This window comes from Chitinimonas sp. BJYL2 (assembly GCF_027257935.1).
Lineage (GTDB): Bacteria > Pseudomonadota > Gammaproteobacteria > Burkholderiales > Chitinimonadaceae > Chitinimonas.
This window is the reverse complement of the sequence record NZ_JANZKW010000003.1, coordinates 344,408-358,291: the sequence shown is the minus strand read 5'-3', so window position 1 is coordinate 358,291 and position 13,884 is coordinate 344,408. Positions and strand designations below refer to the sequence as shown.

At 60.1% G+C, this 13,884-nt stretch carries 7 protein-coding genes; 3 read left to right on the top strand and 4 right to left on the bottom strand.

All coding sequences use genetic code 11. The features are described 5' to 3' along the window. Positions 1 to 449: 449 nt before the first annotated feature. The 3 genes from O9X62_RS11520 to O9X62_RS11510 form a co-directional block, all read right to left on the bottom strand. Positions 450 to 1,613, bottom strand: a complete 1,164-nt coding sequence (locus O9X62_RS11520) for a TIR domain-containing protein (RefSeq protein WP_269533009.1) — start codon at positions 1,611 to 1,613, stop codon at positions 450 to 452. 66 nt (positions 1,614 to 1,679) lie between these two features. Beyond that, entirely contained in the window at positions 1,680 to 2,849 is a 1,170-nt protein-coding gene (locus tag O9X62_RS11515; RefSeq protein ID WP_269533007.1) for a ribonucleotide-diphosphate reductase subunit beta, read from the bottom strand. 395 nt (positions 2,850 to 3,244) lie between these two features. Continuing rightward, positions 3,245 to 6,166 (bottom strand): ribonucleoside-diphosphate reductase subunit alpha, encoded by a 2,922-nt coding sequence (locus tag O9X62_RS11510; RefSeq protein WP_269533006.1) that lies wholly within the window; start codon positions 6,164 to 6,166, stop codon positions 3,245 to 3,247. 642 nt (positions 6,167 to 6,808) lie between these two features. On the opposite strand from O9X62_RS11510, the gene O9X62_RS11505 reads away from it, so the two are divergent. Together O9X62_RS11505 and O9X62_RS11500 are read left to right on the top strand one after the other, a co-directional pair. After that, positions 6,809 to 7,567: an ABC transporter substrate-binding protein gene (locus O9X62_RS11505; RefSeq protein ID WP_269533005.1), complete on the top strand. Its 759-nt coding sequence runs from the start codon at positions 6,809 to 6,811 to the stop codon at positions 7,565 to 7,567. Between the two features lie 54 nt (positions 7,568 to 7,621). After that, positions 7,622 to 9,565 (top strand): methyl-accepting chemotaxis protein, encoded by a 1,944-nt coding sequence (locus O9X62_RS11500; protein ID WP_269533004.1) that lies wholly within the window; start codon positions 7,622 to 7,624, stop codon positions 9,563 to 9,565. A gap of 98 nt (positions 9,566 to 9,663) precedes the next feature. On the opposite strand, the gene uvrB is transcribed toward O9X62_RS11500, so the two are convergent. Continuing rightward, a complete protein-coding gene (gene uvrB / locus O9X62_RS11495) occupies positions 9,664 to 11,682 on the bottom strand; it encodes an excinuclease ABC subunit UvrB (RefSeq protein ID WP_269533002.1) in 2,019 nt (672 codons plus the stop codon). Between the two features lie 132 nt (positions 11,683 to 11,814). Here uvrB and O9X62_RS11490 point away from each other — a divergent pair, with 132 nt between their 5' ends. Further along, positions 11,815 to 13,866: a bifunctional diguanylate cyclase/phosphodiesterase gene (locus tag O9X62_RS11490; RefSeq protein WP_269533001.1), complete on the top strand. Its 2,052-nt coding sequence runs from the start codon at positions 11,815 to 11,817 to the stop codon at positions 13,864 to 13,866. Positions 13,867 to 13,884: the final 18 nt, after the last annotated feature.

Here is a 13,884-nt window from a genome sequence, read left to right as displayed (position 1 = left end):
GTTGGGGTGAGGGACAACGGTGGCAGCAAGACACAAAAAACCAAGCACATAAACGGTGGCAAACCACCCAACCCCCGTCGAAGCACGCTGAGCACCGGAAACCGGCGTGGGGCAGTCCGGCGCAGCATGTCTGAGCCTTGCCGCAGGCAAGGCGAGTTCTGCGCCGGCCACGTCGGTTGAGGACTGCGTGGTTGTCGGCAGCTTTGCTGCCTTACAACCACGGCGTACCCCTTGCGGGTGTCGCAAGGAACCCTGCGCAGCAGGGCGGCTTCGTCGGGTCGCCTTTCTTTGCTTACTTTCTCTTGTGCCCTCTGGGTATTGGCGAAGCAAAGAAAGTGAGGCGGCTGCGGGACGCACTCCCGCTCTAAACATACGCGCCGAAGGCGCCAACATAACCAGGAAAACGTTGGGCTTCGTTTCCCTCAGCCCAACCTACGAGCTAACTTTTCTCAAGCCACAGAACCTGCGGGGATTTTTTTCATCTCGTTAATTGCATAGAGAAGTCGAATCGTTGCATCCCCATCCAGAGTTTCTCCGCTATATCTAACCTCATATAGTCCTTGCAAGTTAGACGGCAGCTTAACACCATCTTTTACAAGAAGAATGAACCTTTTCCCATAAAGTGCCATAGCGGCACCTATTTCAATCAGGACATTGGGATTGAGTACGACGTGTTCCTGCGTATCCGGCGCAATAAGGCGAAGCTCATCCTCGACATGTATAATTGCGGCTCCGCACGATCGCATATCCGTCATTACCTTTTCTGGCACGGGCTGGGATACGGATTGCTTCTCTACGGAAACAATCGGCTCTAGCTCACCGAAAGAAAGTAATTTTTTTATCGGCTCAACGAAGTCTTTGTTTTTTCCGTGCGTTACAAAAACCCGTCTATTTACCTCAGCTGTCTTCGGGACAATGGCCCCAACAGACTTAAGAACCGAAGTGTACTCGTCACGAATACTTTCTGTTATTTCGCCCGAGTCTTCAATTCCAGGCGACTCGAGAAAAACCTCAGCAGATCCACCGCCCTCAGCATCGCCGCCGGCGGAAATGTCAATATAGAGCTTCCCCTTAATGTCGCGAAGTAAATTAAGAGATTTGGCGCCATCGACAATCGAAGAAAAAATTGAATCGCACCTATCAGATGGCACACCTAGGTCCTCTAGAACATTTTTGGCAATTTGTTCCTTGGGTAACTGGCTGCCGTCGTATTTGGATAAAAATTCCTTAATAATGCGCGGTCGCAAGAATGCCTCAACCATTGCGTTGCGATCATCACCTTCCACTATCGGCTTTACAATCCTACGCCCCAGCTGGGTCACTAAAATTTCACTGGCATTGTATCCCCCCTCCGTTAGGCCATAGGCAATTGCGGCCCCGGTTAGCATACGAAAGCTACTCGAGGTCGGCGCCATTTCCATCGCCTGCGCAACACGAAGAGGGGTTGTCGGCTTTAATGCATAGTTGTCCGCAATAGCATTCAAAACACGTAGGGCCTGGCTCAGTGAGTATGCAGGAACGTCGGATTGACTGATCTTTGCCCGCTTCTCCAAGGAAATGTCAATCGTCGATGCGGTGCTATTGTTCTTTACTGCTGTTTTTCGCTGCCCCATGACTACCCCCTTATATTCAATAGAGAAGTGTGAGCGCCGCAAGCAACTACGGCACTCATTGATTTATCAATCCCAGCTCAACGCCCCACCACTCTGATACTCAATCACCCGAGTCTCAAAGAAGTTCTTCTCTTTCTTCAGATCGATCATCTCGCTCATCCACGGGAACGGATTGGTCGCGCCCGGGAACATCGGTTCCAGACCGATCTGCTGCATGCGGCGGTTACAAATGAAGCGCAGGTAATCCTTGAACATGCTGGCATTCAGACCCAGCACACCGCGCGGCATGGTGTCTTCGGCGTAGGCGTATTCCAGTTCCACGGCCTTCTGGAACAGGCTGGTCAGGCTGGCCTTGAATTCCTCGGTCCACAGCTGCGGGTTTTCCAGCTTGATCGTGTTGATCAGGTCGATACCGAAGTTACAGTGCATCGACTCATCGCGCAGGATGTACTGGTACTGCTCGGCTGCGCCGGTCATCTTGTTCTGGCGGCCCAGCGACAGGATCTGCACAAAGCCCACATAGAAGAAGATGCCTTCCATGATGCAGGCAAACACGATCAGCGACTTCAGCAGCGCTTGGTCGGCCTCGGGCGTGCCAGTCTTGAAGTGCGGGTTGGTCAGCGTGTCGATGAACGGGATCAGGAAATCGTCCTTGTCGCGGATCGACTTGATCTCGTGATACGCGTTAAAGATTTCTGCTTCGTCCAGGCCCAAGCTTTCCACGATGTACTGGTAGGCGTGGGTGTGGATGGCTTCTTCAAACGCCTGGCGCAGCAGGAACTGGCGGCATTCGGGGGCCGTGATGTGGCGATAGGTGCCCAGCACGATGTTGTTGGCGGCCAAGCTGTCGGCCGTGACAAAGAAACCCAGGTTGCGCTTGACGATGCGGCGTTCGTCCTCAGTCAAGCCATTGGGGTTCTTCCACAGCTCGATATCGCGCTGCATGTTGATTTCTTGCGGCATCCAGTGGTTGGCACAGGTAGCCAGATACTTTTCCCACGCCCACTTGTACTTGAACGGCACGAGCTGGTTGACGTCGGTACCACCATTGATGATGCGCTTGTCCACAGCCTGGATGCGGTTGGCACTGGGGGCCTGCACGCTGGCGGTGTTGTAGTCGGCCACGGCAGGCGCGGACTCGAAGCTGTACTGGGGCGCAGCCGGGGTTTGCGGCTGAGGGGCGGCGGCCGGTTTGGCGGCGGCGGGTTGTGCGGGGGTATCGTCCCAGGACAGCATGTGGTGTTCTCCTAGTGTCTACAGTGGGTACTGCTGTTATGTACTTCGGCCAATCGATGGTCGATCAACCGTAAATCTTGGTGCGGGCGCCCAGACTCCCGTCGGAACCGCCGAGCACCGCAGAAGCGCGCGGGGTAGTCCGGGGCAAGTGTCTGAGCCAGCCTTGGCTGGCGAGTTTTGCCCCGGCCGCGCGCTTCGAGGAGCGCAGGGCACCCCGCAAAGCGGGGCGGTTTCGTCGGGTCGTCTTTCTTTGCTTACTTTCTTTGGCGAAGCAAAGAAAGTGAGGCGGCTGCGGGACGCACTCCCGCTCTAAAACATACGCGGCAACGCCGCTAACGCTTATGTGCAGCAAGGTGGGTTACAGCCCATGGCCGAACCCACCCTACGGGCCTGTCTTACTGGCAAGCCTCACACTCTTCAAAGCCAGGATCACCCGGACGCATCGTGCACACCGCACCTTCGGGCTCCGGCATCACCGGCACAGCCGCCACCGGTGCCGCCACTGCCGCAGCTTGCGACACACCGCCGGCCACAGGCACTGCATTCAGCTCACCACCACGGCCCGTCGACTTCTCGGCGCTCGATGCCGACAGCGTGCGCAGGTAGTAAGTGGTCTTGAGGCCACGTACCCAAGCGAGCTTGTACAGATCGTCCATCTTCTTGCCCGAGGCACCGGCCATGTAGATGTTCAGGCTCTGTGCCTGATCGATCCACTTCTGACGACGCGACGCACATTCGACCAGCCACTGGGCTTCCACTTCAAAGGCCGTGGCGTACAGCGCCTTCAGGTCGGCCGGCACGCGGTCGATGCGGGTCAGCGAACCGTCGAAGTACTTGATGTCGCCGATCATCACGTCGTCCCACAGACCACGTTCTTTCAGATCGTGGACCAGGTGCTCGTTGATGACGGTGAACTCGCCCGACAGGTTCGATTTCACGAAGATGTTCTGGTAGTTCGGCTCGATCGAAGCCGACACACCCACGATGTTCGCAATGGTCGCCGTCGGGGCAATGGCCAGGCAGTTGCTGTTACGCATGCCGTAGCTGGCAATGCGGCTACGCAGCTCGGTCCAGTCCAGCTTCGCGCTACGGTCCACTTCCAGATAACCGCCACGGGCTTCGCCCAAGAGATCGATGCTGTCTTGCGGCAGGATGCCCTTGCTCCACAGGCTGCCTGCGTAGCTGGGGTAGCGGCCACGTTCCTGGGCCAGCTCGGTGCTGGCGTAGTAGGCGTGGTAGGCCACGACTTCCATCGACTCGTCGGCAAACTGCACGGCACCTTCCGATGCATACGGGGTGCGCAGCAGGTGCAGGCAATCCTGGAAGCCCATGATGCCCAGGCCCACCGGACGGTGCTTGAGGTTGGAGTTGCGCGCCTTCTTGACCGGGTAGTAGTTGATGTCGATCACGTTGTCGAGCATGCGCATGGCGGTCTTGACCGTGCGCTTCACCTTCTCGCCATCGAGCGTGTAGTTGCCATCGGCACCTTGCACCATGTGGTTGACCAGGTTCACGGAACCCAGGTTACACACGGCGATTTCGCTGTCGTTGGTGTTCAGCGTGATTTCGGTACACAGGTTGGAGCTGTGCACCACGCCCACGTGCTGCTGCGGGCTACGCAGGTTGCACGGGTCCTTGAAGGTGAACCAGGGGTGGCCGGTTTCGAACAGCATGGTCAGCATCTTGCGCCACAGGTCCAGCGCCTTGATGCGCTTGAACACACGCAGCTCGCCGCGTTCACCCTTGGCTTCATAGGCCAGATAGGCTTTTTCGAAATCCTTGCCGTACAGGTCGTGCAGATCGGGCGCCTCGCTGGGCGACAGCAGCGACCACTCACCGCCTTCCATCACGCGCTTCATGAACAGATCGGGAATCCAGTTCGCGGTGTTCATGTCGTGGGTGCGGCGGCGGTCATCGCCGGTGTTCTTGCGCAGTTCGAGGAATTCTTCGATGTCGGCGTGCCAGGTTTCCAGGTAGGCACAGACCGCGCCCTTGCGCTTGCCACCCTGGTTCACGGCCACGGCGGTGTCGTTGACGACCTTGAGGAACGGCACCACGCCCTGCGATTTGCCGTTGGTGCCCTTGATGTGGCTGCCCAGTGCACGCACGGGCGTCCAGTCGTTACCCAAGCCGCCGGCAAACTTGCTCAGCAGCGCGTTTTCCTTGAGGCCTTCGTAGATGCCGTCGAGATCATCGGCAATCGTGGTCAGGTAGCAGGACGACAGTTGCGAGCGCAGCGTGCCCGAGTTGAACAGCGTCGGGGTCGAGGACATGAAGTCGAAGGTCGACAGCACGTTGTAGAACTCGATGGCGCGGGCTTCGCGGTCGATTTCACGCAGGGCCAGACCCATGGCCACGCGCATGAAGAACGCTTGCGGCAGCTCGATGCGATGGCCGTGGATATGCAGGAAGTAGCGATCGAACAGCGTTTGAAGGCCGAGGTAATCGAACTGGTAATCACGCTCGTACTTCATGGCAGCGCCCAGGCGGGCCAGATCGAACTGGGCCAGTTCCGGGTCCAGCAGCTCGGCTTCGATACCTTGCTTGATGAACTTGGGGAAGTATTCGGCGTAGCGCGTCGCCATTTCTTCGTGGGTGACTTCTTCTTCCAGAACTTCGCGGCGCAGGCTGTGCATCAGCAGGCGGGCGGTCACGCGCGAGTAGGCGGGTTCCTTCTCGATCAGCTGGCGGGCGCTGAGGATGGCGGACTTGCGCACTTCTTCAGCGGGCACGCCGTCGTACAGGTTCTTGAGGGTTTCGCCGACGATGTGTTCGACATCGGTCACGCTCTCGTAACCCGAGCAGGCCGATTGCACCAGCGCGCGCAGCTTGGCAACGTCGAGCGGCTTGCTCACGCCTTCGTCGTTGATATTGATGCCGGAGGCCACGGGGGCCTGCTCGGCCTCGCCCTTGGCCAGACGTTCCTGATGGCGCTTTTCGCGGTACAGCACGTAGGCGCGGGCCACATCGTGCTCGCCCGAACGCATCAAGGAGAGTTCAACCTGATCCTGCACGTCTTCGATATGCAGGGCGCCGCCTTCGGGCTTGCGGCGCATCAGCGCGCTGACCACGGCATCGGTAATGCGCTGCACGGTTTCACGCACGGCGGCCGACTGGGCAGCGGCACCGCCATTCACAGCGAGGAAGGCCTTGGTCACGGCCACCGAGATCTTCATCGGCTCGAACGGGCCCACGGAACCGTTGCGGCGGATGATCTTGTACTCGGCCACTTGCTGGCCGGTGGCGGCAGTCACGCTCTCGCTGCCCGAGGTGTAGGGCGCACGCGTGCTGCTGGCGGATTCGGTGGTGGCGTACATGGTCAGGCTTTCCCCTTCTTGATCTGTTTGTCTGGGTTGCGGCGCAAAAAATGCATCGCAAGGGTGGGTATTCGGGTGTCGGGAGCGGTGGATAAGTCGCGGTGTTTTGATACACCCTGACCCCCTCCGGCCCAGACGGCACACGGCGAAAGCGCTGGTCCGGCAGGCCCGGACGACGTGTGCATAACTCTGTGCAAAATCTGTGGAGAAACACTACATCTAGTGTTTTTCCTTTGTTCTGACCACTAATTCTAGTGATTGACCTCATGCACCGCAAGGCTTGCGGATGTCATGAAATGTGTGCTGGCAACAATGCAACACCGCCCGTTTTGCCCGCCTTGCGCAGGCTTGCGCCCGTGGCATCGGGGTGTGGGCGTGCCGGCTTGGGCGCCTTGTTGCACGCAGGTCGGGCGACGCTTTTCCGATGGGCGGCAAACGCCTGTTGCGGGGAGAGTGTGGTCCCGATCACAACACACCGTGAGAGCTGGCCGCGTGCTCCGATTGGCCGCCCCCCGGTGAATGGTCGATACTGAACCACCTGGTCCTCAAGCACGCCAGCCGGCGCTGACCGCACCACCAACCACCCGATAGGGAGTAGCCCGTCTGAACACCTTGCCCACACCATGTCGCCGGATACGCGGCTTGACCTTGGGTCGCCTTCTGGGCGGGGTGCTGGCTGCTGTCTGCCTGTCGTTGCAGGCTGCGCCGCCGGAACAGATACCGCTCTATACGTACTACGCGGATCCGCCTTATTCGCCTGCGAGTCCGGATAACCTCACCAGCAAGCTGGCGCAGGCACTGACTGCCCGATCCGGGGGGCGCTATCAGTTCGTTGCCACGCTGCTGCCGCGGCGGCGGCTTGATGAAACCCTCAGCCATCCCGATTGGCCAGGCATGGTGGCCTGGGCCAACCCACGCTGGTTTGGCGATGCGCCAATGCGCCGCTATCTGTGGTCGCGCCCGCTGATGCAGGACGCCGATCTGGTGATTTCCCGCAAGCGGCAGCCCGTTGAATACAAGCAGCCCGAGTCGCTGATCGGGCTGCGCGTGGGTGGCATTACCGGGCACCGTTATGTGGATCTGGAAGCCCTGATCCAGCAGAACAAGGTGATCCGCGACGACGCCAATACCGAGCACGCCAGCCTGCTCAAGCTCAAGTACGAGCGGGTGGACGTGGCGTTTGTGATGGCAAGTTCCTTGCCCTATCTTGAGAAGACATTGCCAGACCTGCGTAGCTGGATGCATATCGCCAGCGAGCCCCGGCAACGCTATGCACGGCATCTGTTCACCCATCCTCGCCAGGCGGCGCTGATGGCTTATGCCGACCGTGTACTGGCGCAACTGGCAGAAGACCCCGAATGGCGCGAGATACTGGCCAATCGGCATGCGTCAGCACGGTGATCCCGGCTGTTGCCATGCCAGCATCACTGGCCAAGACAACAATAAGGAGCAAGCATGTTCAGTAACTGGTCGGTCCAGAAAAAGATCCTGGTCAGCGTTGCGCTGATCCTGCTCGCCTCCCTGCTGACGGTGGGCCTTGTGTCCGCCCGGCTCTTCAAGACCGCCCTGACCGAGCGGCTGGAGCAATACGAGCTGGTGCGTACGGTCGAGGCCATACGCAACGAGCTGGACAAATCGGTGTCGGTACCGCTGAGCCAGGCACAGCAGCTGGCTGCCAATACCTTCGTACTGGACTGGATGGCCGCGGGCGAACCGGCCGAGGGGGTGCCGCTCTGGCAGCGCTATGCCAAACGGCTGAAGGAACAATCCGGCGCGGCCATGGTGTCGTGGACCTCCGAAACCACCCGCAACTATTACAACGATGAAAAAGGCGTGGCACGGCAAGTTGATCCGGATGGTGCGGACGGCTGGTTCAAGGCTTTTCTGGCCAGCGGCCAGTCCCATGGATTCAACCTGGGTGCCGAGCCCGGCAAACCCAATGTGATGATGTTCATCAACACCCTGGCCAAAGACGATAAAGGCCAGCGTGCCGTCGCCAGCCTCGGAATCGACGTGACCGCCATGGCCGACCGTGTGCGCCAGATGGCCATCGGCAAGAGCGGTCAGGTATTCGTGGTGGATGAGGCCGGCAAGATCCAGATTCACCGCGACCCGGCGCTGGTAAAGGTGGATAACAAGGTCGATCTGGCCAGCCTGCCGGGCATGACCGAGGTGGCACCCACCCTGCTCAACAAAGGCAACTTCAACCTGGGCCATTACCGCAGTCCGAACGGACCCATGGTGGTCGTTTCCAGCCATCTGCCCACGGCGGGCTGGTTTGTGGTGGTAGAGATCGCCGAGGCTGAGGTCTATGGCCCGGTGACCCGCACCATGCAATGGATGGTGGTGATTGATCTGGTCATCCTGCTGGTCTCGCTGGCGCTGATCTTTTATGTCACCACCACCATTACTCAGCCGCTCGGCAAGCTGCGCGATGCCATGCGCTCACTCACATCGGGCCAAGGCGACCTGACCGTGCGGCTCAATGCCAGCAGCGGCGACGAGATCGGTGAAATCGCCAAGAGCTTCAACCAGTTCATGGAGCAGCTGCGCAGCATGTTCCTGCGCGTACGGGATCAGACCCATCACCTCAACAGCAGCGTGGAGCAACTGGGGCAGATGACCGATCACCTGTCTGAGGGCTCTCGCGATAGCGCCTCGCTTGCCGAGGCCACCGCAGCCACCATTGAGCAGATCACCGTGAGCGTGGCCCATATTGCCGACAACACGCGCGCTGCCGCCCACACGGTGGAACAGGCCGGCGCCCTGTCGGCAGATAGCGCCGAATCGGTTGGTCGGGTATCCGGCGAGATCAGTCATGTCTCGCAATCCATGGATGTGCTGGCCGGGGTGATGAGTGATCTGGAGGCCCGTTCAGGTCAGGTCAGCTCGATTGCCAGCGTGATCAAGGAAATTGCCGACCAGACCAATCTGCTGGCGCTCAACGCGGCCATCGAAGCCGCCCGGGCTGGGGAGCAGGGGCGCGGCTTTGCGGTGGTGGCCGACGAGGTACGCAAGCTGGCCGAACGCACCGGGCAGGCCACGCTGGAAATCGACAAGATGGTCGGCTCGATGCGGCAGGCCACGGAGCAAGCGCTCAGCAAGGTCGGCCAGACCCACGATTCGGTGCGTAGCGGCGTCGATCTGGTGGATGTGGCGCTGGCCCATATCGCCAAGATCCAGGTCAACATGGCCGAGGTGATTACCAAAACCACCGAGATCCGCGATGCCGCCACCGAGCAATCGCGCGCCACCGAGGAAATGGCGAGGGCGGCAGAACGCATGTCGGCACGGGCGCAGGAAGGCGATGCCGAACTGCATCGCACCAGTCAGGTGATCGATCAGCTGGAGCAGCTCTCGGTAGAGCTGAATCAGGTGGTGGACAGCTTCCGCCTCTAAGGCCGCCACAGCCCTCGATGGGCGCGGGGTCCTGCGCCTGAAAACAAAAAACCGTGCACTTGCACGGTTTTTTGTTGGGCAAGCCACCCAGGGGCAACTCAGGCGGCGCCAAACACCCGTTCACGCAGCTTGTGAAGCTGATCGCGCAGTTCCGCCGCCTTCTCGAACTCTAGGTTCTTGGCGGCATCCAGCATGGCTTTCTCGATAGCCTTGAGTTCCTTGGCGAGGGCTTTTTCATCCAGCTCGTCGAGCACCAGCTGGCGCTTGCGTTCCAGCCGGGTGGCGCGGGCCTCGTCCTCGTCATACACGCCGTCGATAATGTCCTTGATGCGCTTTTGCACCCCGCGCGGCGTAATGCCGTTAGCCTCGTTGAACGCCACCTGCTTGGCGCGGCGCCGCTCGGTTTCGTCGATGGCACGCTTCATCGAATCGGTAATCCGGTCGCCATAAAGAATGGCCGTACCGTTGAGGTTACGCGCGGCGCGGCCGATGGTCTGGATCAGGCTGCGCTCGCTACGGAGGAAGCCTTCCTTGTCGGCATCCAGTATCGCCACCAGCGAGACTTCAGGAATATCGAGCCCCTCCCGCAGGAGGTTGATACCGATGAGCACATCGAACTCGCCCAGGCGCAGATCGCGGAGGATCTCCACGCGCTCCACCGTATCCACGTCGGAGTGCAAGTAGCGCACCTTGATGCCGTGCTCGGTGAGGTAATCAGTGAGCTGCTCGGCCATGCGTTTGGTCAGCGTGGTCACCAGCACGCGCTCGCCCACGGCGGTGCGCTTGCGGATCTCGCTCATCAGATCATCCACCTGCGTGGCCACCGGACGCACATGGATGATGGGGTCCACCAGGCCCGTCGGCCGCACCAGCTGTTCCACCACCTTGCCCTGTTTCTCCGCCTCGTACTTGGCGGGTGTAGCCGAGACAAACACGGTTTGCGGCAACATGTGCTCGAACTCTTCGAACTTGAGCGGACGGTTATCGAGCGCGCTGGGCAGACGGAAGCCATAGTCGACGAGGTTTTCCTTGCGGGAACGGTCGCCTTTGTACATGGCGCCCACCTGCCCGATCATCACGTGGCTTTCATCCAGGAACATGAGTGCGCCGCGCGGCAGGTAGTCGATCAGCGTGGGGGGCGGTGCGCCCGGCGGCTTGCCGGAAAAGTGCCGCGAGTAGTTCTCGATGCCCTTGCAGAAACCCATCTCTTGCAGCATTTCCAGATCGAACTTGGTGCGCTGGTCCAGCCGCTGCGCCTCCACCACTTTGTGTTCCTTATGAAAGAACGCCAGCCGGTCACGCAGTTCATCCTTGATGGTTTCCATGGCACGCAGCACGGTGGCGCGCGGCGTCACGTAATGGCTGGACGGGAATACGGTAAAGCGGCCCAGACGCTGGCGTACATGGCCGGTGAGCGGATCGAAGAGCTGGATCTGCTCGATCTCGTCGTCGAACATGCCGATACGCACGGCCAGATCGGCGTTTTCGGCCGGGAACACGTCGATCACATCGCCGCGTACGCGGAAGGTACCGCGGCTGAAGTCGATTTCATTGCGCTCGTACTGCATCTGCACCAGCCGCGTGACCAGCTCGGACTGAGGCATCTTTTCGCCCTCTTTCACGTGCAGGATCATCTTGTGGTAATCGGACGGGTCGCCGATACCGTAGATCGCCGATACGGTCGCCACGATGATGCAGTCGGGCCGCTCCAGCATGGCCTTGGTGGCACTCAGACGCATCTGCTCGATGTGCTCGTTGATCTGCGAATCCTTTTCAATGAACAGGTCGCGGCTCGGCACATAGGCTTCGGGCTGGTAGTAATCGTAATAAGAAACAAAATATTCGACCGCATTCTCGGGGAAGAACTCGCGGAATTCGGCATACAGCTGCGCGGCCAGCGTTTTGTTGGGCGCCATCACGATGGCCGGACGGCCAGTGCGCGCAATCACGTTGGCCATGGTGTAGGTCTTGCCCGAACCGGTCACGCCCAGCAGGGTCTGGAAGCGCAAGCCATCTTCGAGCCCTTCGACCAGTTCGTTGATGGCCGTGGGCTGGTCGCCCGCAGGCGGAAACGGTTGGTGCAAACGGAACGGACTGTTCGGGAAGGTAACGATCATGGCCATCTCTCGGTAAGTGGCCGATTGTACTCCGCCGCCCGGTGCGCGCTGCGCCTGTTCCACAACGCAGATCCTGCCTGCCGTCATTAGAATCGGCTAAAGTAATCTGAGACAGTGACGAAACCCTTGCTCATGCTGGTCAACGACCAAACCTGCCTATTGCTTGAAGCCCTGCAACGCAGCGCCAATGACGCCTTGCTGATTTTTGACGCAGGCCTGATCTGCCGCTTCGTGAACAGTGCCGCCTGCGCGCTGACAGGATCGAGCAAGGAAGGGATGATGGATTACCCGGCCAGCAGCCTGTTCCAGCCCGAATCCTTTTACGCCCAGCTGCGCCCCGCACTCGAACAGGCACTGGGCGGCGCCAGTGCCCGGCTCAAAGTCATGCGCCAGCATGCCGACGGCCGATGGCTCAATTACAGCACCAGCATTGAGCCGATCAGCGATACCAGCGGCCGCATTGATGGCGTGGTAGTCAGCGCGCACGACATCACCGAAGCACTGCAGCAAGCCGAACGCGCCCGGCTGGCCGTGCTGATGTTCGAGCACAGCACCGAAGGCCTGATGATCATTGCTGCCGACCAGCGCATCCGTCTGATCAACCCGGCCTTTACCGCGCTGACCGGCTTTGCCGCCGAGGATATCGTTGGCCAGTATCCGCAGACATTGACCCCCAACGACGCCGCCGGCCACCGCTACACCGATATCTGGCACGCGCTCGATTACAGCAACAGCTGGCAGGGTGACGTGGTTTACCGCTGTCGTGATGGCCGTTTGCTGGCGACTTGGCAATCGGTGATACGGGTCACGGATCAGGAGGGTGCCGTTGAGCACTATCTGGCCGTGATCACCGACCTGACCGAACGCCAGCGCTACGAAGAACAGATGGAAAAGCTGGTCTACTATGACCTGCTGACCAACCTGCCCAATCGCTCCCTGCTGGCAGACCGCATGACCCAGGCTATGGCTCGTGCCGAACGCAGCGGTGATCCGGTGGGTGTGGTGTTTGTAGATCTGGATCGCTTCAAGGCCATCAACGATACCCTGGGCCCGAATCAAGGCGACCAGGTCTTGCGCGCCGTGGCCCAGCGCCTGCTTGACCTGGTGCCAGCCGGCGCGACGGTGAGCCGCTATGGGGCCGATCAGTTCGTGCTGCTGCTGCCTGATCTCGATACGCCTGAAGACCTGGCACCGTTATGCCAACAATATCTGCAGGCCCTGGCCAAGCCGCATCAGGTGGGCACAGAGGCCCTGACCGTAACCGCCAGTATCGGGATTGCCGTCTACCCCTATGACGACAATGCCCACGAGAGCCTGACCCAGCGTGCCGAGACCGCCATGCAGGCCGCCAAGAAGGCTGGCCGCAATGCCTTCCGCTTTTTCACCCAGGACATGAACCAGCGCAGCACCGAATTGCTGCTGCTGGACAATATGCTGCGCCGGGCGCTCAGCGAGCAGCAGTTGCTGCTCTATTACCAGCCGCAGATTGATATCCGGACCCGTCAGATCATCGGCATGGAAGCCCTGATGCGCTGGCAGCATCCCGATCTGGGGCTGGTGCCACCCAACCGCTTCATTCCCGTGGCCGAGGAGTCCGGCCTGATCGTGCCCATGGGCCAGTGGGCCGTCGAGGAAGCCTGTCGCCAGAACAAGGCTTGGCAGGATGCCGGGCTGCTGTTTGCCCCGGTGGCCGTCAACGTATCGGCGCGCCAGTTCGCTGAGCAGTTGCAAGCGGTAACCGCCAATGCGCTGGCCAGCGCAGGTCTTGCGGCAGAATGGCTGGAACTGGAAGTGACCGAGAGCACCCTGATGGATGATGTGGAAGGCGCCATCCTGACGCTCAACTCACTCAAGCAAATGGGTGTGCGCCTCTCGATCGATGACTTTGGTACGGGTTACTCCTCACTGGGCTACCTCAAGCGTTTCCCGCTGGACAAACTCAAGGTGGATCGCTCCTTCGTCATCGACATCCTCACCGACAGCGACGATGCCGCGATTGCGGCCGCCATCATCAGTCTGGCCAAGAACCTGCGCCTGCAGGTAATTGCCGAGGGTGTGGAAACCGCCGAACAGCTCGCCTTCCTGGCCGATCTGGGCTGTGAAGAAATGCAGGGTTATCTGGTCGCCGCGCCACTCCCTCCCGACGAGGTACCGGGTTTCATCGCACGCTGGCAGGCCAGCTGATCCATATCTTCCACTCAG